This is a genomic window from Streptomyces sp. CNS606 (genome assembly GCF_000426325.1).
The window spans coordinates 39,614-64,661 of the sequence record NZ_AUFD01000021.1; the positions used below are offsets into that span (position 1 = coordinate 39,614).

Genomic DNA, 25,048 nt, shown 5'->3' on the forward strand with positions numbered 1-25,048 from the left:
ACCTATGCCCCTAGTCCCATTCCAGGCCGCCACGACGCCACACGTAGGCGTAGGCGACGAAGACCGTCAGCACGAAGAGCAGCATCTCCACGAGCCCGAAAATCCCCAGGGCGTCGAAGGAGACCGCCCAGGGGTAGAGGAAGACGATTTCGATGTCGAAGACGATGAACAGCATCGCCGTCAGGTAGTACTTGATCGGGAAGCGTCCGCCGCCCGCCGCCTGCGGAGTCGGCTCGATCCCGCACTCGTACGCCTCGAGCTTGGCCCGGTTGTAGCGCTTGGGACCGATGATCGAGGCCATGACCACGGAGAAGATCGCAAAGGCCGCTCCCAGGCCCGCTAGCACAAGGATGGGCGCGTACGCGTTCACCGCTCCTCGCTCCTTTCGGTCGCCCCCACAGTCGAAGATCACTTCTATGTGAGGCAGTTCACAAGCCCTAGTGGGAGGCATCCTATGCCCGCCGCTCTGTGATCTGCGACACGGGGTACACAAGCTACTTTGTGATCTTCACCACCTGACCAGTGATCATGGAACCGCGAGTGGAACGATCTTCATACGCGAAGCTTCCGACTGTTCACGTTTCGTGAGCCTCGACCGGATTCCGACCTGCTGAGCTTAGGGTTCCCTTAACACCACGATAATGCGAAAGCAAATTCGCGCGGGACATCGATGGCTGCTACACGACTCCGGCCGCACGCGACCCGCACTCCGCGGACCGCCGTGCGGCACCGACGCGCGGTCGTGAAAACCGGCACAAGCCCGGGGCGCGCATCCGCTGCGTTGCCGGTCGTCGACAGGGGCAGGACCGGACCCCTCGGTAACGGGCCCGTCACCGGTGGTTCGCTCCCGTCCCCGACCGGCCCCCTAGGGCCGCACGATCGGCGTGGCCGGCATCTTCCGGCCGGGCGGTGACACCGCGGCGACGGGTCGCCCTCCCGCACGGCGGGGGGGCGACCCGTCGCGTTCCCGCGGACGTCAGAACGCGGCCACGGCCCGCCGTTCCCGATCCGCGCACTCCTCCACGAGCGCCGCCATCTCGTCGAACAACGCCCTGCGCTCCTCCCGGCCGGGCACCTCGGACCCGGCCGCAAGGCGCTCGGCCTCCGCGCCCAGCGCGCGGATCTCCTCCCCGGCGGCGTCTCCGCCCGCCATGAGCAGCGCCATCCGCCGCTCGCACAGCTCGGTGTACTCCCCCAGACCCGCAGCCGTCCGTGCGGCCAGCGCCGCCAGCCGTTCCCAGCCGCGCCCCGACTCCGCGACCAGCTCCGCGGCCTCGGAACGGCCCTGCCCGGCCAGGAAGTCGGCGTACAGCGGACGCGTCGCACCCGGCGCGGTGTACTCGACCTCCAGGCACTCGTACAGCCGGCGCATGCCGTGGAAGAACGGCACCGGAGAGCCGAACCGGCGCTCCCAGCCCGTCTTCGTGCGGCTGTCGCGGAGCTGTGCCGCGAGCCTCGCCATGCCGGACAGGCCGAAGTTGACGTCGAAGCGGTTGCCCAGCACCGGCCCGGTCAGGTGCGCGGCGGTCGTGGCGAGCGCGCCGTCCACGTCGGGCACGCCCGCGGGCGGTCCGGTGGGCACGAGCATGGCGTGCCGGCCCTTGCGGTGCGCGGACCAGGCCGCGCCGAACTCCTCCGTGCCGATGCGGTGCGGTGCCGCCGACTCGTCGTCGACGTAGAGGGTGTCGCCGTCGTACCCGGCCACGGCGACCGTGTACGGGTCCGCGCCGGGACCCGGCTCCAGCCCGTGCCACGGCAGGCGCGACCGGTCCACGGTGCACAGCACCGGATACCCGGCGTCCAGCGCGGCCCGCACCCGGTCCCAGCGCGGCCGGGCGGAGTGCTCCTCGGTGAAGGGAACGCCGAGCCGGGTCAGCGCGGCGGGCGCCCACGGCTCCGGGTGGTGCTGGGCGACGAGGGTGAGGAGCGGCGGGGTGCCCTCGTACGCGAACACGAAGTACATGAAGCCGATGCCGCCGGCCAGCCCCGCGACGACCGCCTCGTCCGGCGCCCCGGCGCCGAGGGCGTTGCGGACCAGGGACGCGTCGTGGTGCTGGTCGGTGCCGAACCGGTCGTACACCAGCCCGGGGGGCGGTGCCGGGGCCTCGTGCCGTGCGGACTGGGCCAGCACATGCCGGCGGGCGGTGGTGTACGACTCGCCGGTGCGCGCCATGCGGGCGCGCACGCGCTGCTTCAGTCGTCGGTGCTCCGTCATGATCCGTCTCTTCCGGATGCCCGACGCCGTTCCTCACGCGAAGCGGCGCGGTCACCCGTGAGGACGTACGGGCTGCGACGCGACATGTCCTGCCGTCCTGTGACGACAGCGGTCACCTTCGCCCCCGCGGGGCCGGGCGGCGTGAGCGCCCGGTCTGGAGGTCCGGCGCACAGGCGGCGCCGGTTCCCAGTATAGGAGCGCACGGGTTCCGCCGGGCGACCCAGCGGCGACTTGGGGCGGAATCGGCAGCCTTGCCTGCTAATTGTCCGTTTGGCGGGAGTAGTTCACCTCTCGCACGTGAAGTGCGCCACGCCCCGCATCCGACAGGGACTGCCACCTTTGCGCCTCGTTACGGGCGCGTGATATGCACCGGCGGCAGCTCCTCCGCGACCACCAACTCGCAGGACAGAGACGGCTATTGGAGCGAATCCGGCGCCCCGGGACACCGCCCCGCAAGCGACGGAAGGTGCCCAACAGGCCCCGAAGAAGGCGAGTGTGGCGCATCCCACCGCATTTGAAGGCAACCCGGCGGCCCTGCTCCACTGGCGCCATGGCCTCGAACGCTCACATACCCAGCCACCGGAAGCCCCGGTCGCGCGCCAGAAACCTGGCCGTGCGCGCCGGTGTGGCCGGTGGCGTCCTCGGCACCCTCGCCCTGACCGCGGGCTCCGCCTCCGCCGTCGGCGAGGAGGCGGCAGACTCGGCCGCCGGCACCACCACCGCCCAGCTCCCCGTCATCACCGGCGACATCGCCACGACGAGCGAGCGGACCGCGACGTCCCTGGAGATGTCCGCCGCCCAGTACGAGCTGGAAGCCGCACAGCAGGCCGCCGCGAAGAAGGCGGCCGAACACGCCGCCGACGAGGCGGAGAAGAAGGCGAAGGCCGAGGAGCGCCGCCGGGCCGAGGAGGCCCGCCGCGCGGCCGCCGCCCAGGCCGCCGAGGAGCGTGCCTCCCGCTCGTCCGAACGCACCGCTCTTGCCGCGGCTCCGGCCTCCGGCACCGTCGGGGAGCTGGTCTCCTTCCTGCGCGGGCAGGTCGGCAAGGCGTACGTGATGGGCGCGTCCGGCCCCAGCTCGTACGACTGCTCCGGCCTGGTGCAGACCGCGTTCGGGCAGATCGGCGTCAGCCTGCCGCGCGTCTCGCAGTCCCAGTCCAGCGCCGGCACCCAGGTGTCGGTGAGCGCCCTCCAGCCGGGCGACATCCTGTACTGGGGTGGCGCGGGCAGCGCCCACCACGTCGCCGTGTACGTCGGCGGCGGGCAGTACATCGACGCGGCGAACCCGGAGAAGGGCGTCGTCGTGCAGAACGTCTCCGACTGGCCGCCGGACGGCGCGACCCGCGTGCTCTGACCGCGCCCCGCGGGCTCCGGCACCCGCCCCCGCGGCCTCCCGGCCATCGGGCACCCTGCGGAAGGGGCCCCACCGTGACACTGCGCTCGCGGTGGGGCCCCTTCTCTCGTTCTCTCCCTCGCGGTGCGCTCACTCCGGAAGCGTGAGCTCGCCGGAGGCGGCGAGGGCGGCACGACCGGTGAGCTGCGGGGTGTCGCCGTCGAAGTCGAGACGCAGCCGCGAAGGACGGCCGAGCGCGTGCCCCTGGGCGACGACCGCCCCGTCTGTGCGCAGCAGCCCGTGGCGCCGCAGCAGACAGGCCAGCGGCCCGGCCGCCGTTCCCGTGGCCGGATCCTCGGTGATGCCCGCGACCGGGTTGAAGAACCGGGCGTGCGCGTCGGCGTCCGCCTCCCGGGGGTCGAGGGCGTAGAGGTAGACGCCCTCGCCGCCGAGTCCGGGCAGCACGGCCCGCAGGCGGGCGGCGTCCGGCCGGGCGGCGTCGACCGCGGCACGGTCCCGCAGCCCCACCATCAGGTGGGCCGCCCCGGTGAACACCACCTGCGCGACGGGCAGCCCGGAGCCCGCCCCCAGCTGGGACGGGTCCACACCCAGTGCGCCCGCGAGTTCGGCCGGGCGGGCGGGCTCGGCGCCGAAGCGGGGCGCCTGCTGCCGCATCGTGACCTCGCTCCGGCCGTCGGCGTCCGTGCCCACGGTGACGGGCAGGACCTCCTCCCCGAGCTGCTGGTGACGACGGCCCGCCGCGCCGGGGCCTCCCCCGCGACCGTGCAGCCGGTCCGTGCAGGCCGCCAGCCACCACCACGCGCCGAGCGCGTTGTGGCCGGCGCCGAAGACCTCGGTGCCCTCGGGCGTGAAGGAACGCAGCCGGTGGTCCGCCCCCGGCACGGTCGGCCGCAGCAGGAACGTCGTCTCCGCCTGGTTGAACTCCCGCGCGATGCGCGGCAGCAGCGCCTCGGGGATGCCGTCGGCGTCGGGGAGGAGGGCGAGCGGATTGCCGTCGAGCGGACGGTCGGTGAAGACGTCCACGAGGACGAAGGGCACGCGGCGTCGAACGGCCATGGTCGACTCCTTGTCGAGTGGGCGCCGGGCTGGAACGACCCCGAGGCTACGATCCGCGCACCCCCGCCTCCCAGCGGAAACCTGCCGCCCCGAGCCCGGATCGCCGTGGATCGGGCGGTAGGTTGCCACGATGGCCGACCGATCCACGGCATCCCTGGACGACCAGGACTGGGCCGTCCTCGCCGAGCTGCAGAACGACGCCCGCATCTCGTACGCCGAACTCGCCCGCCGGGTCGCGCTCAGCCCGTCCGCGGTCACCGAGCGGGTGAGGCGGCTCGAGAGCCTGGGGGTGATCACCGGCTACCACGCCGTGGTCGATCCGGCCCGTGTCGGGCGGGGCGTGCAGGCGGTCGTCCGCCTGAAGTACCCGGGCACGGCGCATCAGCCGCTGCGCCGGCTGATCGCCGACCGTCCCGAGATCCTGCAGTGCGACCGGGTCACCGGCGAGGAGTGCTACGTCATCCGGCTGGCGACCCGCGACATGCAGCATCTCGAGGACGTCGTCGACGCACTGGCCCGGCTCGGCTCCCTCACCACGAACGTCGTCTACTCGACGCTCCTGCACCGCCGGACGATCGGCCCCTGAGCCGTGCCCGGCCGGGTACGGGTGGCCGTCACGCCTTCGGCGCGACCTTGGAGAGGCCGTTGATGATGCGGTCCATGGCGTCGCCGCCGTTGGGGTCGGTGAGGTTGGCCAGCATCTTGAGGGTGAAGCGCATCAGCAGCGGGTGGCTCAGGCCGCGTTCGGTGGCCAGCTTCATGACCTTCGGGTTGCCGATGAGCTTCACGAAGGCGCGGCCCAGCGTGTAGTAGCCGCCGTAGGTGTCCTTGAGCACCTTCGGGTACGACCGCAGCGCCAGCTCCCGCTGCCGTCCCGTGGCCCGTGCCTGCGCCTGCACGATGACCTCGGCGGCGATCGCGCCGGACTCCATGGCGTAGGCGATGCCCTCGCCGTTGAACGGGTTCACCAGGCCGCCGGCGTCGCCGACGAGCAGCAGGCCCCTGGTGTAGTGCGGCTGCCGGTTGAACGCCATCGGCAGCGCGGCGCCGCGGATGGGGCCGGTCATGTTCTCCGGGGTGTAGCCCCACTCCTGGGGCATCGACGCGCACCAGGCCTTGAGCACCTCACGCCAGTCCAGGTCCTGGAAGGACTCCGAGGTGTTGAGCACGCCGAGGCCCACGTTGGAGGTGCCGTCGCCCATGCCGAAGATCCAGCCGTAGCCGGGCAGCAGCCGGTCCTGTTCGCCGCGCCGGTCCCACAGCTCCAGCCACGACTCCAGGTAGTCGTCGTCGTGGCGGGGCGAGGTGAAGTACGTGCGCACGGCGACGCCCATCGGACGGTCCTCGCGGCGGTGCAGGCCCATCTTCAGCGACAGGCGCGTGGAATTGCCGTCCGCGGCGACCACGATCGGGGCGTGGAAGGTGACCGGCTTCTTCTCCTCGCCCAGCTTGGCGTGCACGCCGGTGATGCGGCCGGTGCGGGAGTCGAGGATCGGCTCGCCCACGTTGCACCGCTCGTACAGCCGGGCGCCGGCCTTCTGGGCCTGGCGGGCGAGCTGGTCGTCGAAGTCGTCGCGCTTGCGGACCAGTCCGTAGTCCGGGTAGCTGGCCAGCTCGGGCCAGTCGAGCTGGAGGCGCTGGCCGCCGCCGATGATGCGCAGCCCCTTGTTGCGCAGCCAGCCGGCCTCCTCGGAGATGTCGATGCCCATCGCGACGAGCTGTTTGGTCGCGCGCGGCGTCAGCCCGTCGCCGCACACCTTCTCGCGCGGGAAGGCGGTCTTCTCCAGGAGGAGGACGTCGAGACCGCTGCGGGCCAGGTGGTAGGCGGTGGCGGAACCGGCCGGTCCGGCACCCACCACGATCACGTCGGCACGGTGCTCGGAAGGGGCCTGCGCTGGCGCGGCCTTCGTCAGGGGCTCGGTCACGACGGTCTCCCGCGAGTTCGGTTGGCCGCGCGTTGGGCCGGCCATGCGTGCCGGGCGCGGATCGCGACCAGTCTAGGAGGCGCTCCCGCTCCGCCCTGGGCGGGTACGCGCCCTCGGGCCGCGAGCGGCGGGCCGGGAGCAGGAGGCAGGGGCCTGCGCGGTCAGCCGGTCTCGGTGCGGAACCCGCGGTGCAGCGCGACGATCCCGCCGGAGAGGTTGCGCCAGGCGACCCGCTTCCAGCCCGCGCCCTGGAGCCGGGCGGCCAGACCCGGCTGGTCCGGCCAGGAGCGGATCGACTCGGCCAGGTACACGTAGGCGTCCGGGTTGCTGGAGACCGCCTCGGCGACCGGGGGCAGCGCACGCATCAGGTACTCGGTGTAGACCGTGCGGAACGGCGCCCACGTCGGATGGCTGAACTCGCAGATCACGACCTTGCCGCCGGGCCGGGTCACGCGCAGCATCTCGCGCAGCGCGGCGTCCGTGTCCTGCACGTTCCGCAGCCCGAAGGAGATGGTGACGGCGTCGAAGGCGCCGTCCCGGAACGGCAGTCTCGTCGCGTCCCCCGCGGTGAACGGCATCCAGGGGTGCCGTCGCCGTCCCTCGCCGAGCATCCCCGTCGAGAAGTCGCACGGCACGGTGTACGCGCCCGCGTCGGCGAACGGCAGCGACGAGGTGCCCGTACCGGCGGCCAGGTCGAGCACCCGGTCGCCCGGCTGCGCGTCCACGGCACGGGCGACGGCACGCCGCCACAGCCGGGTCTGCCCCAGGGACAGCACGTCGTTGGTCAGGTCGTAGCGCGCGGCGACGTCGTCGAACATCGCGGCGACTTCGTGCGGCTGCTTCTCCAGGGATGCGCGAGTCACGCCCCCATTGTTCACCGCGCCCTCGACGGACGGGCGGCGGGGGCTCGCGGACACCCGGCCGTCAGGACTCGAGCAACGTCAGGAGATCGATGTCCACGGGAAACGGAACGTCCGTCGTCAGCTTTCCCTCGTGAACCGGCCGGTTCGGGGAAGGGGCAAAGGTCCGCATCTCGTGGTGGCGCCAGAACTCGTGCACGACGGGTGCGTCGCCCACGGATCGCTCGATGCGCCAGTAGTGCGGAACACCCCGTTCCGCAAGCAGCCCCGGTTTACGGAAGCGGTCGTCGCCGCGAGAGCCGGGGGAGACCACCTCCACCGCGAGTCTCACCGCACTGGCAGGCAGGCACTCGAGAGAGAGAAGATCGAGGCCGGTCCGCTCATAGACGACGAGGTCAGGCTTGATCACCGCATGCTCGTCGACCAGCACACAGCGCTCGACATTGACGCCGAACGCCTGCGGCCTGGCCTGGCGCAGCGCGACGAGCAGCCCGTCGCGCACCTGGTCGTGCCAGAAATGGGTCATGCCCCGAACCACGATCGCTCCGTCCACCAGCTCCCAGTCGTACGGCAGCTCGAGGTCCTTGACCTGGTCGTAGGTCCAGCCGCCGTCGGGCGGGAACATCCAGTTGTCCGGTGTGGCCCGGGCGAGCCGGTCGGCGGTCATCGTTGCTCCCATGCGCGCCAGAGTGAACGGGAAACGTGCCGGTGTCCTGGGAACGACGTTACCGTCACCCGAAGTGAGGCACGGCCGCCACGCCGTTGACGGTCAGCGGCCGCGGTAGGCCAGGCGGCCTGCGAGGACGGTGGCGCGGCAGGCGGCGGCGCCCGTCGCGGCGAGGGCGGCGAGGTCCGGGACGGCGAATGCGGCGAGGTCGGCGCCTGCGCCGGGGACGAGCGCACCCGCGAAGGCGCGCTGCGGATCGGTGCCGGCCGGAGGGTCGAGCGGGTCCAGCGGCGGAACCGGCGCGTCCGGGTTGCCGCCGGCGACCGTGGCCAGGCCCGCGCGGGCGACCGCCGTACGGACCGCGGGGCGCGGGAACGGCCCGGCCACCGCCGTCACGCCGTGCCGCAGCAGGCGTTGCAGCCCGCGCCGGGCACTGCCGCCCCAGCGGGCGTCGTCCATGGCGAGGGCGTCGAGGGCGGCGCCGGTCAGCGGCTCGGTGCCCAGTTCGTCCGCCTCGCGCGGATCGGGGTGGTAGGCGCGGCCCAGCAGCGGGCCCGCGCCCCGGTGCACGAGCCCCGGCGTGAGCACGCCCGCCCAGCGCCGGGTACGCGCCCCCGGGTACGCGGCGGACACCTCGTCGTACGGCCCGACGGCCGCGACCGTCCCGCCCTCGACGGCGACGGCCCCGTCCGCGATCGGCTCCGTGCCCGCGCCGGGCACGACGAGGTCCGCGGAGTGCAGCGTGAGCAACGGCGGACCGGCGCTCAGTCGGCCTGCACGAGCGTCAGCTCGGGGTGCGCGCTGCCGCCCGCGATCGCAGTGGAGGAGAGGTGCGACACGACCTTGTCGTCGACCGGGTCGTGCGCCGGGTCGTCGTGCACGCGCAGGTGCTCGTAGGTCGTGGCGCGCTGCGCCGGTACGCGCCCGGCCCCGCGGATGAGACCGATGATCTCGTGCAGGTTGGAGCGGTGCTTGGCGCCGGCCGAGGAGACGACGTTCTCCTCCAGCATCACCGAGCCGAGGTCGTCGGCGCCGTAGTGCAGGGTGAGCTGGCCGACGTCCTTGCCAGTGGTCAGCCAGGAGCCCTGGATGTGGGCGACGTTGTCGAGGAAGATCCGCGCGAGGGCGATGAGCCGCAGGTACTCGAAGAGGGTGGCCTGCGTCTGCCCCTTCAGCGTGTTGTTCTCCGGCTGGTAGGTGTACGGGATGAACGCGCGGAAGCCGCCGGTGCGGTCCTGCACGTCGCGGATCATGCGCAGGTGCTCGATCCGCTCCGCGTTCGTCTCGCCCGTGCCCATCAGCATGGTGGAGGTGGACTCGACGCCGAGGCCGTGCGCGATCTCCATGATCTCCAGCCAGCGTTCGCCGGACTCCTTCAACGGCGCGATCGCCTTCCGCGGCCGCTCCGGCAGCAGCTCCGCGCCCGCACCCGCGAACGAGTCCAGACCCGCCTCGTGGATGCGGCGGATGGCCTCCTCGGGCGTCACGCCGGAGATGCGGGCCATGTGCTCCACCTCGGACGCGCCGAGCGAGTGGATGACGAGCTGCGGGAACGCCTCCTTGATGGCGGCGAAGTGCTTCTCGTAGTACTCCACGCCGTAGTCCGGGTGGTGGCCGCCCTGGAACATGATCTGCGTGCCGCCCAGCTCGACGGTCTCGGCGCAGCGCCGCAGGATGTCGTCGAGGTCGCGGGTCCACACCTTGTCACTCTTCGGCGCGGCGTAGAACGCGCAGAACTTGCACGCCGTCACGCAGGCGTTGGTGTAGTTGATGTTCCGCTCGATGATGTACGTGGCGATGTGCTCCGTACCCGCGTACCGGCGGCGGCGCACCGCGTCGGCGGCCTGCCCGAGCGCGTGCAGCGGGGCGTGCCGGTAGAGGTCGAGCGCCTCCTCGGGCGTGACGCGACCGCCCTCGGCGGCGCGGTCGAGTACGGACTGGAGGTCGGCGTTCTCGGGCACCGGGGCATCCCTTCACCTCACGCGGATACGGCCGCTCCAGCGTACGTCAGCGCTCCCGGCCTCCCCGGGGCCGCCCCGAGGCCGCCCCCGGGCCGTCAGCGGCGCTCCTCCAGCGTCCCGGCCGCGTTGCCGCCCGCCTCGTCGTGCGACTCGTAGCGCAGCCGCCCGTCGGCGCGGAGCCGGAACGTCTCCTTCTCGCTGCCGTCGGAGCACAGCACCCCGCCGCCGGGCGAGGAGCCGATCACGACGAGTGCGTCGCCGCCTCCGGTCACGTCCTTCAGCGTCCAGGCCCCGGGGCAGGTCACGCCCGCGAGGTCCACCTCGACCTCGCCGGTGGCGATCTCGTCGCCGGTCTTCCCGGGCGTGATGGTCAGCGTCATCGTGCCGGCGGGCAGCCCGTCGTCGGTGGTGAGGTTCCCGGTCCAGGTCCCGACGAACGCCTCGGGCACGGCCTGCGGCGTCTCCTCGCCGTCGCCGGGTTCGCCGGACGCGTCGGGCTCGCGGGACGGCTTCGGCTCACCGGCCGCGGGCGGGTTGTCGTGGTCCCCGGCCGTCTGGTCGCTCCCGCCACCGGGCATCAGGTCGAGGACGAGGCCCAGCGAGAGCAGTGCGGCGGCCAGCACGCCCGCGACGGAGAGCACCAGCGTGCAGCTGACCTGCCGCGCGTCACGCTTCGCCCCCGCCGACACGGACACCCCGCGACGGCCCCGTTCGGGGGCGGGGGCGGGCGCGGGCAGCCCGCCGCCGTACGAGGGGTCGGGCGGCCCGAACACGCCCGGCCCGCCTGCGCCGCCGCCCTCCGGCGCCCCGGCACCGGTCGCGGCCCGTGCCGCCGTTCCGGGGCGGCTGCCTCGCGCCTCGTCCGGTACCGACGGCGCACGCGCGGGGTGCGGCGGGCCGGGTGGTCCCCACGGGGCCGTCCCGTCGGGGTCGCCCGACGACCCCGACGAGTTCGCCCCCTCGGCTACCGACCCCGCCGCGCCGGAGGCGGCGGGGTCGGTGAACGGCACCAGGCCGGAGGCCGGGCCGTCCGGGTCGCCGTGATCCCCGCGGCTCCCGGGTGCGGCGGGTGCGCGGGGCGCGTCCGTGGGGGCCGCCGCGACCGGTTCGCCAGGTTCCGCATCCAGGTCGAGGAGGGCGACGGCGCTCCGGGAGGCGGCCTCCATCAGCGGGGCGGGAAGCCACCCGGCGGCCGTGAGCGCGGCGGCACCCTTCTCGCCCGCGAGCGCACGGGCCACCGCCGCCGGCTCCGGCCGGTCCGCGGGCGCCTTCGCCAGACACGCGGCGATCAGCTGCCGCAGCGCCCCGTCCGGCAGTCCGTCGAGATCCGGGTCCTCGTGCACCACGTGGTAGAGCAGCGCCGCCGAACTGTCCCCGGGGAACGGCGCGCTGCCCGTCGCCGCGTACGCCAGGACCGCGCCCAGCGAGAACACGTCCGAGGCCGGTCCGACGCCGCCGCGTCCGAGTACCTGCTCGGGCGCCATGTAGCCGGGCGAGCCGATGGAGGCGCCCGTCGAGGTCAGCGCGGAGGTGCCGTCGGTGGCCCGTGCGATGCCGAAGTCGATGAGCCGCGGTCCGTCCAGAGTGAGCAGCACGTTCGACGGCTTCACGTCCCGGTGCACCAGCCCCAGGGCGTGTACCGCGCCGAGCGCCTCCGCCAGCCCGGCGCCCAGCGCCCGCACGGCGGTCTCCGGCAGCGTGCCGTGTGCGGTCACCGCCTGCTGGAGGGAGGGTCCGGCGACGTATCCGGTGGCCACCCAGGGCACCGGGGCGTCCGGGTCCGCGTCCAGCACGGGCGCCGTCCACGTGTCCCCCACGCGCCGGGCGGAGGCCACCTCGCGGCGGAAGCGGACACGGAACTCGGGGTCGGCGGCGAAGTGCGGGTGGACGACCTTGACGGCGACCGTACGGCCGCCGGGGCTGCGGCCGAGGTACACGCGGCCCATGCCGCCGGACCCGATCCGGCGCAGCATCCGGTACGCGCCGATCGTCCGCGGGTCGTCGGTCTCCAACGGCTGCATCGCGGGCCCCCTGTCCCCCTGCGCTCCCGGCACACCGGCCGGCGGCTCCCAGGCTACGGTGCGCCGGGCCGTCGGCGCCCGGGCTTCACCGGGTCAGCAGATCCACCCGTACGTCGGTGGGGAACCCGTTCGTGTCTCCGGTGCGGCGGGCGAACTCGGCAATTCCGGCGAGCTGTTCGGCACCCAGCCGGAAGTCGAGGGTGGTGAAGTAGCGTTCCAGCACCGGGGCGTCGAACGGCTCCCAGCGCGCGGCCTGTTCGGCGACCTTGCCGACCTCCTCCAGCGACAGGTCGCGCGAGGCGAGGAACGCCTCGTGCACGGCGTGCACGATCTCCGGTTCGCGGGCCAGGTAGTCGCGCCGCACGGCCCACAGGGCGAACACGAACGGCAGCCCGGTCCAGTCCTTCCACAGCGTGCCGAGGTCGTGCACGTCCAGCTCCGGTTCGGGCATCGCGCGGAGGAAGGCACGCAGGCCGACATCGCCGATCACGACGGCCGCGTCCGCCTCCCGCAGCATCGCCGGGAGGTCGGGCGGGCAGGTGAAGTACTCCGGCCGCACCCCGTACCGCTCGGCGAGCAGCAGCTGCGCCAGCCGTACGGACGTCCGCGACGTGGAGCCGAGGGCGACCGGCCGGCCGTCCAGCTCCTCGAGCGGGACCCGCGAGACGATCTCGCAGGACATGACGCTGCCGTCGCACCCCACGGCGATATCCGGGAGGGCGACGAGGTCCTCCGCATTGCGGAGGAATTCCACCAGGGTGACCGGGCCGATATCGAGATCCCCGTTCACCAGCTGTTCGCTCAGCTTTTCGGGGGTGTCCTTGGTGAGCTCGAGATCCAGCAGCGTGCCCGTCCGGGCCAGCCCCCAATAGAGCGGCAGGCAGTTGAGGAACTGGATGTGCCCCACGCGCGGGCGGGACGTCGGCTGTGCTGTCACCCTCCGGAGGGTACGCCCGGCCCGACGGCGCTCCGTCACCCCTCCCGCCGTCGCCCGCCGGGCCGGGCGTCGACCTGCACGGACGCCGTGACGCACCCCCGGCGGACCTGCTCGGGTGAACGCGGCAGAAGTCACTTCCCCGGGGGACCGGCAGCGTGCTAGGCTCCAGGCAAGTTGCAGTTAGGTTTCCCTTGCAGTACCAGAGCCTGCGGAGCATGTGACCGCGGGCTCTCGTCGTTTTCAGGCTTCTCGAGGTTCTGGAACAGGGCGACCCTTATAGGCCCAAGGAGGGCTTATGGCTACCGGAACCGTCAAGTGGTTCAACGCTGAAAAGGGCTTCGGCTTCATCGCCCAGGACGGCGGCGGTCCCGATGTCTTCGTCCACTACTCCGCGATCAACGCCACGGGCTTCCGCTCCCTCGAGGAGAACCAGGCCGTGACCTTCGACGTCACCCAGGGCCCGAAGGGCCCGCAGGCGGAGAACGTCGTCGCCGGCTGATCGCCCTGTTTCGCAGTACCCAAGGAGCCCCCCGCCCTCTCCGGGCGGGGGGCTCCTGCCTTTGCCCGCGCGGGCGTCCCGCGTTCCCGCGTCGCACGCAAAGCCCGCATCGCCCGTGTGGGAACGGCAGCCTCCCTGCCCTTTCCAAGCATGCCCCTGCCGGGGGCGGCCCGCCCCCGCGCCCCTTCCCCGCAGGGCACGGCGCTACCATGCACTGCATGACCTTCACGCACACGTCCGGCGCCACGGGAGCTCTCCGCATCCCCGAGCGCGACGGGTGCGAGCGCTCCGGCCGATAGCACGGCGGCCACCCGAAGCCGCCCCGCACCGCCCGCCGCGGCGCCACCGTCCGGCCGTCCACGGCCGGTCGAGCCACGCGTCACCGCGTCCTTTCTTCTGATCTCCGCGCCCGTCCGGCGCGGTGCGAGGGCGACCCCAGCGCACGCGCGCCCGTGATCCGCTCCGCACCGTTTCTGGAGGAGAACCGACCGTGACCGTCACCGCATCCACCACCCCTTCGACCACTCCCGCCGCCCCCGCCCTGCGCGAGGCCCGCGTGCCCGCCGACGGCATGTACGAGGGCCGGCGCACCCTGCGCCGCGTGCCCGACGGGTGGCAGGACCGCCCGTACGAGCTGTTCACCCTCGTCCCGCAGGGCCGCCTGATCGGCGCCGAGATACGCGACGTGGACCTGACCCGCCCCCTGGTCCCCGCCCTGCGCGAGGAGCTGAACCGTGCGCTGCTGGAGTGGAAGGTGTTGTTCTTCCGCGGCGCCCACCTCACCCCCGGGCAGCAGGCCGCGTTCGCCCGCCACTGGGGGGAGCTGGAGACCAACCCGCTGCTCGCCCGCGGCTCCTCCGACGAGGTGGTCCGCTTCGACAAGGGCGACAGCGCCGTCCCCACCTTCGAGAACGTCTGGCACGCCGACGTCACCTTCCGCGAACGGCCCGCGCTGGGCGCCGTCCTCCAGCTCCGCGAGGTGCCCCCGGTCGGCGGCGACACGATGTGGGCCGACATGGCCGCCGCGTACGACAACCTTCCGGACGAGGTGAAGGCGCGCATCGACGGCGCGACGGCCGTGCACGACTTCCTCCCGGGCTTCGCCCGCTTCTACGGACCGGAACGCCTCGCCCCGCTCCAGGACGCGTTCCCGCCCGTCGAGCACCCGGTGGTGCGCACCCATCCCGAGACCGGACGGAGGATGCTGTTCGTCAACACCTCCTTCACCACGCACCTCACCGGCATGCCGCGGGAGGACAGCGACCGGCTGCTGGCGTACCTCGTGCGGCAGGCGCACGTGCCGGAGTACCAGGTGCGGTTCCGCTGGCAGCCGGGCGACGTCGCGTTCTGGGACAACCGGTCCACCCAGCACTACGCGGTCGACGACTACTTCCCGCACCGCCGCCTCGCCGAACGCGTCGCCATCGCCGGCGACCGCCCGTTCTGACACCGTCCCGGTTCCGGCCGCCGCGCCGTCAACGGCGTGGCGGCCCGCCCTCCCTTCGGGCGAAGGTACGGTCATATATGGGACCGCACGCCACGCTCTCCTCCACGCTCGGACGTATGGGAGTACCGATGACCAGGGACCGGCTGGACCAGGCCACCCCGGACACGTGGATGTACCCGCCCCCCGCCGGGTGGACGTACGACCAGGTGAAGGACCTGGATCTCCCGTTCGACTGGGAGCTGGTGGACGGAGCGATCGTGGTACGCGGGATGACGAACGTCTGGCACAACCGCGTGCGCGATCGCCTCTACTTCGCGCTGGAGAGCGCACGCCGGACGCCGTACGCGGTGGCTTCCGAGCAGTGCGTGCTGGTGGACGACTTCAACCCGCCGAAGCCGGATGTGCTCGTCTACGACGAGCGGGATCTCGACGTCTTCGCCCTGGAGTGCATTCCGGTGGAGAAGGCGACCGTCGTGCTGGAGGTCGTCTCGCCCGGCTCCCGCCGGGAGGACCGCGTGCGGAAACCGGCGATGTTCGCGGACGCACGAGTGCCGTACTTCTGGCGGGTCGAGCGGGGGGACGACGACTTCCCCGTCGTCCACGAGCTCTGGTTCCACCACGACATGGGCATGTACGTGCCCGCTCCGGAGCGTCCGGTGCACACGGGCAAGCTGGTGACGGAGAGGCCGTTCCCCGTCGAGATCGACCTGCGGGCGCTGGTCACCGGCTGAGCGGACACGGCTCGTGCTCCGGTACCGCCCTCGCGACGGCACCGGAGCACGAACGGCGCGGCGTCACCAGATGGACTCGACCCACTCCGGGTGGTCGATGAACGGGTTCCGGTTGCCCTGGAACTGGTCGAATATCGCCTGGTTGCGGTTCTCCTCGAAGGAGTCCACGGGGTCCTGGGCGTGCCACTGCTTCAGCACAGACAGGCGGCCCATGTAGGGCGCGGAGCCGTTGTCGACCTGGTCGTTGAGCTCCAGATCCGGGCCGTCCGAGCCCTCGTAGCGGGTGGCCATGTAGAAGATCATGCGGGCCACGTCGCCCTTGACCGCGTCGCGCGGCTCGAAGGAGTCGGAGTCCGTGGAGCTGTCCGGCGCCTCGTCGACGGGCGAACCGCCGTTGTCGAAGTCCTTGTTGCCCCGGGCGCCGTTCACCGACACGTCGGTGGGACGCAGGTGGTGGATGTCCGTGCCCGGGCCCGGGCTGGTGCCGAAGTCGCCGTGCGACTTGGCCCAGACGTGCTCACGGTTCCAGTCGTCCTGGTCTCCGCCATGCTGGGAGCCGCTGCGGGTCTGGCCGCTGTAGAGCAGGACGACGCTGCCGGAGTCGGACGGCGCGGCGTCGGTGACCTGGAGCGCGTCCCACACGTCGTCGTAGCTGAGGACCTGCTGGTCGCTGATGATGGTGTGCAGCGCGGACTTGAGGGCGTCGCCCTCCTTGCCCAGCGCGTCCTGGTAGTAGTCGGCCGCCGGTGCTCCGGGGGTGGGGGCGGGCGCGGCGGTGGCCGCGCTCTGCGCGGTCATCCCGGCGAGCAGCGCACCGGCGGCGGCGAGCATGACCGCCTTGCGGCGGCGAGTGAAGTGTGGGGCGGGCATGTGGGGCTGTCCTCTCCCATCGACGTCTCGGTGAGAGCAGTGTCCCCGCCAGATCGGGAGATCATGTGAACATGACAAGTCCATCCCGTGACAGTCAACCCGCGTAGCGCGGGTCCGCTCGCGCGGGGCGAACCGACATTCCCGGCGAAACCGCGCGTTCTACGGGCGCGCCCCTTCACCCGTCACGTACGCGACGAACCCCCGCCACGCGGCTTCGCCTACGGCGAGCTGTGGCCCTCCCCTCCGCTTGGAGTCCCGCACCCGGACCATGGGCGTGACGGCGGCGACCTCGACGCAGTCGTTGCTGTCGCTTGCGCTGTAGCTGCTCTTGAACCAGTTCAGAGCAGCGTCGTCACTAACCAACCTTCGTGTCATGTCTCCCCCAGTAGCTTTTCGATGAACGCCAGCGACTCCCGCGGACTGAGAGCCTGCGCGCGGATGATGCCACACCGGAGTTCCATCACCTGGACGTCCTTGGGCCGCGAGACCAAGCGAGTCATCAGCTGAGCCTCCAAGTAGCCGAGCGAGGCGCCGTCCGCAAACTTCATCACTTGGAGCTGCCCGGCCATTCCCGCGTGCTCCTGCCGGTCGGTCGGCATCACTTGCAGTTCCACGTGCCGCAAACGGCCGATTTCCAGCAGGTGTTCGAGCTGTCCCCGCATCACCTCACGCCCCCCGATGGGGCGCCGCAGCGTCACTTCCTCCTGCACGAACAGCAGTGTCGGCGCCGGTACTCTCTCGAAGATCGTCCGTCGAGCCATGCGGGCTTCCACGTTGCGGTCGACTTCCTCGCGCGAGTAGGCGGGCCGACGCACGTCGAACAGCGCTCTCGCGTACTCCTCGGTCTGGAGCAGGCCGTGGATGTTGTGGGTCCCATACGCACCGATCTCCACGGCCTCGGCCTCCAGCTTGGCCAGATCGCGGACCTTTCTCGGGTAGCGGGCCTCGGCCACGTCTCCGCGAAACGCGGACAGCTTGCCGTCGGCCTCCAGTACGCGGTCCGCTCCGTCCAGGAACTCCGGCTTCGGGGCGCGGATGCCCCGCTCGACGCTGGAGACCATCTCCTCGCCGTAACCGATCTCCGCACCCAACTCCGCCTGCGTGAGCCCTGCTTCCCTGCGCCACAACTTGATCTGCCGGCCCACGACTTTCAGCACCGCCGCCGACTCGTCGTCCAGCTCTTCGCCCTGACCGTGCTCCACGTCCATACGCCCCACCTCCGTCGTGCCGTGGCCAACCGCCCCCGCGCTCGCGCGTCACGGCACAGCCCCCGTACAGAACCCGGCGGCATCCGTACAGGGACGCCGCGTACGGGCTCTGACATCCCTCAGCGTGACGCAGAACGCGCACTCTCGGTGAGAATCGCCCCCGAAGTCCCTCGAACGAAGTAACGAACCGGAGCGCCCGACTCCGGCTCCCGGACGACCCCGTACCGGCCCGGACGGGGAGCCGGACACACCTCGCCGTCCGACCGCCAGCCCTGTTCAGCACGCATGCACTCGACCACGCTCGGTGACGTGAACCGAGAGAAGACCCACCCCGAACGGCAGTTCTCCGTGCTGCTCTCCCCCACTCGCCGAGGGGCACGGCTCGCACGACTGCTCACCGTCGCGCACCTCGCCTCGTGGGGGCTGCCGTCGGAAGCGGCGGCGCACGTCGTCGCCGAACTGGCCGCCAACGCAGCTCTCCACGGACGCGTGCCCGGCCGCGACTTCCGCCTCACCCTCACCGCCGGAGCCGACGGCCGGCTTCGCATCGAGGTGGCCGACACCCGGGGCGAGCGCCTCCCCACCGGGGGACGCCGGGCGCCGGACGCCGATTCCGAGACGGGCCGCGGCATGCTGATCGTCCAAGCCCTCGCCGACACCTGGGGCGTCGAGACCGGCCCCCTCCCCCGCAAGACCGTCTGGGCGGAGTTCACGTTCCCGCGGTGAGGCGACCGTCGGCGCTAGCATGGCGACGAGGTCTCCAGCCGTCGCAGGGTCCCAGAGGAAGGAGCGAGCGCCGTGACGATCGCCCCGGACCACGCCGCACATGACGCTCTGCAGTACCAAGCGATGCGAGACATCGTGGAGCGTATGCAGGACTCCGTTCCCGGCAAGCTCGAGATCACCAAGGAAGGGATCGTCCACGACATGATGTCGCCCGGGGGACCGCACGAGCTGACCGCAGCGCGGGTCAGCCGTCGACTGGAGAAGGTGATGCCAGAGGGCCTGCTGGCTCATACCGGCACGCCGGATGTCGAGGATGTGCACGAGGGCGTACTCCGGCATCCGGACGTGATGGTCATCGCCGAAGCGGACATGGAAGTGGAAGGGCCGTTCGCCCCGCAGAGCCTTCTCGCAGCGATCGAGATCGTCTCCCGTTCCAACCCGGGCAACGACTGGTCGGGCAAGATGCGTGACTACCCGATGCTCGGTATCCCGGTGTATGTGATCTTCGATCCGAGGACCGGGGAGGGTGCCGTGCTCTCGGACATCCATCCCACCCCGGCGGGTCCGCGTTACGCGACCCGCAAGGACTTCGTGTATGGCGAGGACGTCACGATCGCGGAGTGGACGATCTCCACGGAGGATCTGCCGCGCTACGTGTGACGGCCCGCCGCCGGCGGTCAGCCGCGCTTGCGGCCGACCGCGAAGGCGACGCCCCACGCTGCGGCGGCCGCGACGACGAGGCCGAGCAACGCCACGAAGTGGCCGGTGCCGTCCGGCCCCCACCATGCCTCGAGCGGGTAATTCGGGTTCATCTTCAGCATGTCGAAGACCGCCTCGAACCCGGCGACCTTCCAGATGATGACCGGCATGGCGTTGGCGAAGCCGAAGAAGGAGCCGAGGGCCGCCACGACGGCGCCGCACACGTGGGCCGCCGTACGGCGACGGCCGACCAGGCCGACGAGCCAGCCCACGACCACACCGTTCACCACGGCGTGGGCGAAGAAGAAGCCGTTCACCACCGCCCGTGACGCGTCGGCGTGCGTGAACGCGAAGAGCAGCGTGTAGAGCGTCGCGACGACGAACGAGCCGAGCAGCCCGAGGAAGAAGGCCCCGGCCGAACTGCCCCTCTGCGAGTGCTGCATCGGGCCGCCCGGAAAGGGCATCTGGCCGGGCGCGCCCTGCCAGCCACCGCCGGGATACATGGGCTGGCCGCCCATCGGCGGCTGACCCGGAGGAACGTGGCCCTGCACGGGCTGCGGCCCCCCAACGCCCGCCTGCGGTGGAGCCACGGGCGGCTGTTGCGGGTAGCCGTACCCGGGCGCGGGCTGCGGCGGCTGAGACGGCGGCTGCGGTGGCTGGTTCATGGGTCCCCCCGGCGACGGTGACTGGCAAGCGCAGCAAAGTTACCAATGCACGCAGCGTGCTCGTCGCCCCGTCGTCGGCCCTCCACGATCTGCACCCCGTCCACGCGCCACGGCCTCCTGGCGCGTGCTGCTCCGCCGGGCGTCGCCCGGCGGAGCAGCACGCCCTGGCGGAGTTGGACTCGTTACTGACGAAGGTCAGCCGATGTCAGGGCCGTCCGGGTCGAGCTCGGCACCCGAGTGCAGCGCGGAGACCGCGATGATCGCGTCCTGGTCCAGGGCTCCGTCGAAGACACGTACTTCGTCGACTTCGCCGGAGAAGAAGTCTGCGGCCGTCGACGCACCACCGGTCCTTCCGACGTCCACTCCGACCGTCGAGAAATCCCATTCCGGGTGCCATTCCACGGATTCCGTCGCCTTCTCACCGTTCAGATACAAGGCGACCTCCCCGAGGACGGGGTCGTAGGCGAGCGCCAGGTGATCGCCGAAGCCATCCCGTGCGGGGACACCGCCGGCAGCAACGACACGCGTGGACGGAGCTGCGTCCTCGTCCGCATCTCTGACCTCGAAGGACCATACGCACCTTTCGGCGTCGTACCGCACCACCGCCGCGTTCCGGGTGGCCCCCGGCAGGGAGAACACCGTCCGGTCCCCCGGGGGGCAGTGCGCATCCATGCGGACTCTCGCCGTTACGGTGAAGCCACCGTCGGCCCGCAACAGTCCCGGCCCTCGGCTCGCATATCCGTTCCCGTGCAGGTCCAGGTGGCCCTCACCCCAGAGCGGCTCCCGGACGGGTTCACAGGAGGGATCGGTACCGAGGTCACATGACCGGTCAGGGACGTAGGCGGCGGCGTCACCGTGAAGGGCAAGGCCTTCCCCTCCCTCCAGGTCGGGCATCACTCCGCCGGACTCCCCCTCCATGTGCCAATAAGCACGCTGGCGAACGGGCGCGCGGTGCACATCCGCGACCTCGTCCAGCGACAAGGCGCTGTCGAACACCTCGACGTCCGCTATGGATCCATCGAGATGCCCATAAGTGCGTGGCGTCGTGGCACGGCCGATCTGCAGAGCTCCGGTGGCGTTCCAGGCCGGCCAGGACTGCTGCGCCTCACCGGTCAGCCGACCGTTCACATACAGCCTCAGACGTCCCGGTTGCCCGTCCTCCCAGGCGCTGTAGACACCGACGAGATGGGCCCACTCCCCGGCGGCGGGGCGAGGCCCCAGTGCCTTCCACCACTTCATGGACCCGATCTCGAGGTCCGGCATGGCGAAGGAGTACCGGCCGGTGTCCCCGTCCACGCCCAGTGTGAATCCGGGTTCTCCCCCACCGTTCTGACTGACCATCACCACCGTGCTGGAGGGCGCCTCCGGGAGGAGGGCCCAGGCGGCGACGGTGAACGACGTGTCGGTGTCCACCACGTGGGCGCCGGTGTCCAGGTAGGCGGCGTCCGTGCCGTCCAAGCGCGCAGCGCTCCGCAGGGGGCTGTAGGGCCCCTCCACGCCGAATGTCACCCCGGGACCGGCTGTCGCCGGCCCCGCGCCGTCGGCCCCCTCGGCCTGCGTCTCCCCCTCCGCGTCCGAGAGAGCCCAGGAAGCCACCGGTCGCGGCGCCCACGCCCACCGAGCCTCCTCCTGAGCGGTCTCAGTTGTCGCCGTCACGGCGGAAGCCGCAACCGGCGGGGCCAGCAGACCCGCCATGACGATGGCTCCTGTTGCGGCGAGCCCGGCGAGCCGGGCTCGTCTCCCACTGCGTGCAGTCATGTCCCCACCTTCGGTTACCTGAATCGCCGTCGATCTTCACTCATTCCCCACGTTTTCACCAGGTGGAGGAAGGGCCCGACCTGGCGTGACGTGCGTCACCGCCGGTCGTCGTAGAGGGCGTCGATGTCGGGGGCGAAGTCGTGGGTGATGGCGGTGCGGCGGAGTTTGAGGGAGGGGGTGAGGTGGCCGGAGTCCTCGGTGAAGGAGGTGGGGAGGACGGTGAAGGCGCGGATGGACTCGGCCTGGGAGACGAGGCGGTTGGCGTCGTCGACGGCCTGCTGGAGGTTGCGGCGCAGGTCCTCGTCGTGGACGAGTTCGGCGCGGGAGAGGTGCCGCTTGTGGTGCATGTGCTGCCAGTGGGCGAGCCCTTCGGGCTCGAGGGTGATCAGTGCGGTGAGGTGCGGCCGGTTGTCGCCGACGACGAGGCACTGGTCGACGAGGGGGTGGGCGCGGATCCAGTCCTCCAGGGGGGCGGGGGCGATGTTCTTGCCGCTGGAGGTGATGAGCAGGTCCTTCTTGCGGCCGGTGATACGGAGGTAGCCCTGGTCGTCGAGGGCGCCGAGGTCGCCGGTGGGCAGCCAGCCGTCGGCGGAGACGGCCGGGATGACGGCCTGGGCGGACGCGTCCCAGTAGCCGGCGAAGACCTGGCCGCCGCGCAGCAGCACCTCGCCGTCGTCGGCGATGCGGACGGCGGTGCCGGGTACGGGCCAGCCCACGGTGCCCAGGCGCGGGCGGAGCGGCGGGGTGACGGTGACGGCGGCGGTGGTCTCGGTGAGGCCGTAGCCCTCGTAGACCTCGATGCCCGCGCCCGCGAAGAACGCGCAGAGGCGTTCGCCGAGGGGGGAGCCGCCGCAGATGACGTGGCGGACGTGGCCGCCGAGGGCGTCGCGGATGCGGCGGTAGACCAGCGGGTCGTAGAGGCCGCGGGCCGCGCGGACCAGGAGGCCCGGGCCGGGGCCGCTGCCGTGGCGGTCGGCCCAGGAGGCGTCGCCCCACGCCACGGCGACGCGTGAGGCGCGGTCGAAGGAGGAGCCGCGGCGCATCTTCTCGGCCGTGGCGCGGGCGCTGTTGTGGACCTTCTCCAGCACGTAGGGGATGGCGAGGAGGAAGGTCGGCTTGAAGCCGGCGAAGTCGGCGAGGAGTTCGTCGGTCTGGATGCTGGGCGCGTGGCCGAGGCGGACGCGGGCGCGGAGGCAGCCGACGGCGACCATGCGGCCGAAGACGTGCGCCAGGGGGAGGAAGAGCACGGTCGACGCGGGGTGGCGGCTCAGGGACGTGAAGACGGGGTGCAGCAGTTCGACGCAGTTGTCGACCTCGGCGAAGAAGTTGCCGTGGGTGAGGACGCAGCCCTTGGGGCGTCCGGTGGTGCCGGAGGTGTGGATGACGGTGGCGACGGTCTGCGGGCCGAGGCGGGCGCGGCGGGTGGTGACGTGTTCGTCGGGCACGTCGCGTCCGGCGGCGACGAGTTGGTGGACCGCGCCGGCGTCGATCTGCCAGAGGTGGGCGAGGTCGGGCAGGCCGCCGCGGACGGAGGTGACGAGGCGGGCGTGGTCGACGTTCTCGACGGCGCAGGCGCGCGCGCCCGCGTCCTGGAGGACGAAGCGGGCCTGTGCGGGGGAGGAGGTGGGGTAGACGGGGACGGTGATGAGGCCGGCGGCCCAGCCGGCGAAGTCCAGCAGGGTCCACTCGTAGGTGGTGCGGGCCATGATGGCGAACCGGTCGCCGACCTCCAGGCCGTGGGCGACGAGCCCTTTGGCGACGGCGTGCACCTCGTCGGCGAACTGCCGTGCGGTGACGTCCGTCCAGGTGCCGTCCGGCTGTTCGCGGGCGAGGACGACGGCGTCGGGGTCCTCCGCAGCATTGTGGAAGGGCAGGTCGGCGAGCGACCCGCGGGTGAGCGGCGGGACGAGCGGGGGGACGTGCGCCTCACGGACCACGCCGTCGACGGTCTCGGTGGTGGGTTCGACGAGCGGCGGCGGTGTGGGGCGTCCGGCCGGGGGGATCTGCTGCGGCATCTCGCGGCTCCTGGGTTCCGGGCGTGCTGCGGTCACGCGGTGGAGGGCTGCCGGTACGGGCGGTGGCGGTGCGGGGACGGGACTGCCGCCCGGGCCGCCCGTGGGGGAGGGCGGCCCGGGTGTGTACGGGAGGAGGGTCAGGCGCGTTCGAGGACGGCGGTGACGCCCTGGCCGCCGGCCGCGCAGATCGAGATGAGGCCGCGGGTGCCGGGCTCGGCGCCCCGTTCGGCGAGCAGCTTGGCGAGGGTGGCGACGATGCGGGCGCCGGTGGCGGCGAACGGGTGGCCGGTGGCGAGCGAGGAGCCGGCGACGTTGAGGCGGTCCCGGTCGACGGGGGCCAGACCCTGCTTCTCCCAGGCGGCGAGGGTGGCGAGCACCTGGGAGGCGAACGCCTCGTGGATCTCGACGAGTGCGAAGTCGCCGGTGTCCAGGCCGAGTCGGCGCAGCATGCGCGGCACGGCGAACGCGGGGGCCATCAGCAGGCCCTCGCCGGCCTCTTCGGTGAAGTCGACGGCGCCGGTCTCGTAGGCGGTGAGGTAGGCGAGCGGCCGGAGGCCGCGGTCCTCGGCCCATTCCTCGGAGGCGAGCAGCACGGTGGCGGCGCCGTCGGTGAGGGGCGTGGAGTTGCCGGCGGTCATGGTGGCGCCGTCGGGGCCGCCGGAAGCTTCGGTGAGGCCGAAGACCGGGGCGAGTTCGGCGAGTTTGTGCGGGGAGGTGCCGGGCCGCAGGTTCTGGTCGCGGGCCAGGCCCTGGTAGGGCACGACGAGGTCGTGCAGGAAGCCGTCGTCGTAGGCGGTGGCGAGGCGGTGGTGGCTGCGGGCGGCGAGTTCGTCCTGGGCCTCGCGGCTGATGCCCCATTCGCGGGCGGTACGGGCGGCGTGGTCGCCCATGGAGAGGCCGGTGCGGGGTTCGGCGTTGCGGGGGATCTCGGGCACCAGGTGGCCCGGGCGTATGCGGGCGAGTTCCTTGAGCCGGTCGGGCAGGGTCTTGGCGCGGCGGGTGGCGAGCAGGATGCGGCGGAGCCGGTCGTTGACGCCGAGCGGGGCGTCGCTGGCGGTGTCGGCGCCGCCCGCCACGCCGACGTCGATCTGGCCGAGGGCGATCTTGTTGGCGACGGCCATGACGGCCTGCATGCCGGTGCCGCACGCCTGCTGGACGTCGTACGCCGGGGTGCGCGGGTCGAGTCCGGAGCCGAGCACGGTCTCGCGGGCGAGGTTGAAGTCGCGGCTGTGCTTGAGCACGGCCCCGGCGACGAACTCACCGATCAGCTCGTCGTGCAGGGAGAAGCGCTCGACGAGTCCGCCGAGCGCGGCGGTGAGCATGTCCTGGTTCGAGCAGGTGGCGTACGGGCCGTCGGAGCGGGCAAACGGGATGCGGCTGCCGCCGACGACCGCCACCCGGCGGACCGAGGAACTGATGAGGCCGCTGGAACTCATA

General features: G+C 72.2%; 24 protein-coding genes. 7 read left to right on the forward strand and 17 right to left on the reverse strand.

Annotated elements, in window-relative coordinates:
• Positions 1-10: 10 nt before the first annotated feature.
• Positions 11-370, reverse strand: coding sequence for an NADH-quinone oxidoreductase subunit A (locus K304_RS0115880; RefSeq protein ID WP_027764553.1), 360 nt, complete (start codon positions 368-370; stop codon positions 11-13).
• Between the two features lie 606 nt (positions 371-976).
• Entirely contained in the window at positions 977-2,215 is a 1,239-nt protein-coding gene (locus tag K304_RS33650; RefSeq protein WP_027764554.1) for a BtrH N-terminal domain-containing protein, read from the reverse strand.
• 550 nt (positions 2,216-2,765) lie between these two features.
• Here K304_RS33650 and K304_RS0115890 point away from each other — a divergent pair.
• The gene (locus tag K304_RS0115890; RefSeq protein ID WP_037790675.1) at positions 2,766-3,566 is read left to right on the forward strand and encodes a C40 family peptidase; all 801 of its coding nucleotides are present in this window, start codon (positions 2,766-2,768) and stop codon (positions 3,564-3,566) included.
• 129 nt (positions 3,567-3,695) lie between these two features.
• On the opposite strand, the gene K304_RS0115895 is transcribed toward K304_RS0115890, so the two are convergent.
• Entirely contained in the window at positions 3,696-4,622 is a 927-nt protein-coding gene (locus K304_RS0115895) for a PhzF family phenazine biosynthesis protein (RefSeq protein WP_027764556.1), read from the reverse strand.
• 130 nt (positions 4,623-4,752) lie between these two features.
• On the opposite strand from K304_RS0115895, the gene K304_RS0115900 reads away from it, so the two are divergent.
• Positions 4,753-5,208: an Lrp/AsnC family transcriptional regulator gene (locus K304_RS0115900; protein WP_027764557.1), complete on the forward strand. Its 456-nt coding sequence runs from the start codon at positions 4,753-4,755 to the stop codon at positions 5,206-5,208.
• Positions 5,209-5,236: 28 nt separating this feature from the next.
• Here the strand turns inward: K304_RS0115900 and K304_RS0115905 are convergent, their stop codons facing one another.
• The 7 genes from K304_RS0115905 to K304_RS0115935 all read right to left on the reverse strand — a co-directional run bounded on the left by K304_RS0115905 (position 5,237) and on the right by K304_RS0115935 (position 12,993).
• On the reverse strand, positions 5,237-6,592 hold the full coding sequence (locus tag K304_RS0115905; RefSeq protein ID WP_486591689.1) for a geranylgeranyl reductase family protein: 1,356 nt from the start codon (positions 6,590-6,592) through the stop codon (positions 5,237-5,239).
• Positions 6,593-6,708: 116 nt separating this feature from the next.
• Positions 6,709-7,410 (reverse strand): demethylmenaquinone methyltransferase, encoded by a 702-nt coding sequence (locus K304_RS0115910; RefSeq protein WP_027764559.1) that lies wholly within the window; start codon positions 7,408-7,410, stop codon positions 6,709-6,711.
• A 61-nt stretch (positions 7,411-7,471) separates the two neighbouring features.
• Positions 7,472-8,074, reverse strand: a complete 603-nt coding sequence (locus K304_RS0115915) for a Uma2 family endonuclease (RefSeq protein WP_027764560.1) — start codon at positions 8,072-8,074, stop codon at positions 7,472-7,474.
• 102 nt (positions 8,075-8,176) lie between these two features.
• Positions 8,177-8,824, reverse strand: coding sequence for an imidazolonepropionase-like domain-containing protein (locus K304_RS0115920; protein WP_027764561.1), 648 nt, complete (start codon positions 8,822-8,824; stop codon positions 8,177-8,179).
• Positions 8,825-8,838: 14 nt separating this feature from the next.
• The gene (gene mqnC / locus K304_RS0115925; protein ID WP_027764562.1) at positions 8,839-10,035 is read right to left on the reverse strand and encodes a cyclic dehypoxanthinyl futalosine synthase; all 1,197 of its coding nucleotides are present in this window, start codon (positions 10,033-10,035) and stop codon (positions 8,839-8,841) included.
• 95 nt (positions 10,036-10,130) lie between these two features.
• Positions 10,131-12,056, reverse strand: a complete 1,926-nt coding sequence (locus K304_RS0115930; RefSeq protein ID WP_027764563.1) for a serine/threonine protein kinase — start codon at positions 12,054-12,056, stop codon at positions 10,131-10,133.
• Between the two features lie 85 nt (positions 12,057-12,141).
• On the reverse strand, positions 12,142-12,993 hold the full coding sequence (locus tag K304_RS0115935) for a menaquinone biosynthesis protein (protein ID WP_027764564.1): 852 nt from the start codon (positions 12,991-12,993) through the stop codon (positions 12,142-12,144).
• Positions 12,994-13,288: 295 nt separating this feature from the next.
• Between K304_RS0115935 and K304_RS0115940 the strand changes: the two genes are divergently transcribed.
• The 3 genes from K304_RS0115940 to K304_RS0115950 all read left to right on the forward strand — a co-directional run bounded on the left by K304_RS0115940 (position 13,289) and on the right by K304_RS0115950 (position 15,670).
• Positions 13,289-13,492 carry a cold-shock protein gene (locus K304_RS0115940; protein WP_027764565.1) on the forward strand — a complete coding sequence of 68 codons (204 nt, stop codon included), beginning with the start codon at positions 13,289-13,291 and terminating at the stop codon, positions 13,490-13,492.
• A 571-nt stretch (positions 13,493-14,063) separates the two neighbouring features.
• On the forward strand, positions 14,064-14,939 hold the full coding sequence (locus tag K304_RS0115945) for a TauD/TfdA family dioxygenase (protein WP_078529209.1): 876 nt from the start codon (positions 14,064-14,066) through the stop codon (positions 14,937-14,939).
• A 128-nt stretch (positions 14,940-15,067) separates the two neighbouring features.
• Positions 15,068-15,670: a Uma2 family endonuclease gene (locus tag K304_RS0115950; RefSeq protein WP_027764567.1), complete on the forward strand. Its 603-nt coding sequence runs from the start codon at positions 15,068-15,070 to the stop codon at positions 15,668-15,670.
• Positions 15,671-15,733: 63 nt separating this feature from the next.
• Here the strand turns inward: K304_RS0115950 and K304_RS0115955 are convergent, their stop codons facing one another.
• The 3 genes from K304_RS0115955 to K304_RS0115965 form a co-directional block, all read right to left on the reverse strand.
• Positions 15,734-16,540, reverse strand: a complete 807-nt coding sequence (locus K304_RS0115955) for an endonuclease (RefSeq protein ID WP_027764568.1) — start codon at positions 16,538-16,540, stop codon at positions 15,734-15,736.
• Positions 16,541-16,699: 159 nt separating this feature from the next.
• Entirely contained in the window at positions 16,700-16,915 is a 216-nt protein-coding gene (locus K304_RS0115960) for a DUF397 domain-containing protein (RefSeq protein WP_027764569.1), read from the reverse strand.
• Positions 16,912-17,748 (reverse strand): Scr1 family TA system antitoxin-like transcriptional regulator, encoded by an 837-nt coding sequence (locus K304_RS0115965; RefSeq protein WP_027764570.1) that lies wholly within the window; start codon positions 17,746-17,748, stop codon positions 16,912-16,914. The genes K304_RS0115960 and K304_RS0115965 overlap by 4 nt, the downstream gene beginning before the upstream one ends.
• A 285-nt stretch (positions 17,749-18,033) precedes the next feature.
• Between K304_RS0115965 and K304_RS0115970 the strand changes: the two genes are divergently transcribed.
• Entirely contained in the window at positions 18,034-18,474 is a 441-nt protein-coding gene (locus K304_RS0115970; RefSeq protein WP_037790677.1) for an ATP-binding protein, read from the forward strand.
• A gap of 72 nt (positions 18,475-18,546) precedes the next feature.
• Entirely contained in the window at positions 18,547-19,134 is a 588-nt protein-coding gene (locus K304_RS0115975) for a Uma2 family endonuclease (RefSeq protein ID WP_027764572.1), read from the forward strand.
• Positions 19,135-19,151: 17 nt separating this feature from the next.
• Here the strand turns inward: K304_RS0115975 and K304_RS29345 are convergent, their stop codons facing one another.
• The 4 genes from K304_RS29345 to K304_RS0115995 form a co-directional block, all read right to left on the reverse strand.
• Positions 19,152-19,691, reverse strand: a complete 540-nt coding sequence (locus tag K304_RS29345; protein WP_051308511.1) for a hypothetical protein — start codon at positions 19,689-19,691, stop codon at positions 19,152-19,154.
• 342 nt (positions 19,692-20,033) lie between these two features.
• Complete coding sequence (locus K304_RS29350) at positions 20,034-21,533, reverse strand: laminin G domain-containing protein (protein WP_051308512.1); 1,500 nt, start codon at positions 21,531-21,533, stop codon at positions 20,034-20,036.
• A 158-nt stretch (positions 21,534-21,691) separates the two neighbouring features.
• A complete protein-coding gene (locus K304_RS0115990) occupies positions 21,692-23,611 on the reverse strand; it encodes an AMP-dependent synthetase/ligase (protein WP_037790679.1) in 1,920 nt (639 codons plus the stop codon).
• Between the two features lie 137 nt (positions 23,612-23,748).
• The gene (locus K304_RS0115995) at positions 23,749-25,047 is read right to left on the reverse strand and encodes an acetyl-CoA C-acetyltransferase (RefSeq protein ID WP_027764574.1); all 1,299 of its coding nucleotides are present in this window, start codon (positions 25,045-25,047) and stop codon (positions 23,749-23,751) included.
• Position 25,048: the final 1 nt, after the last annotated feature.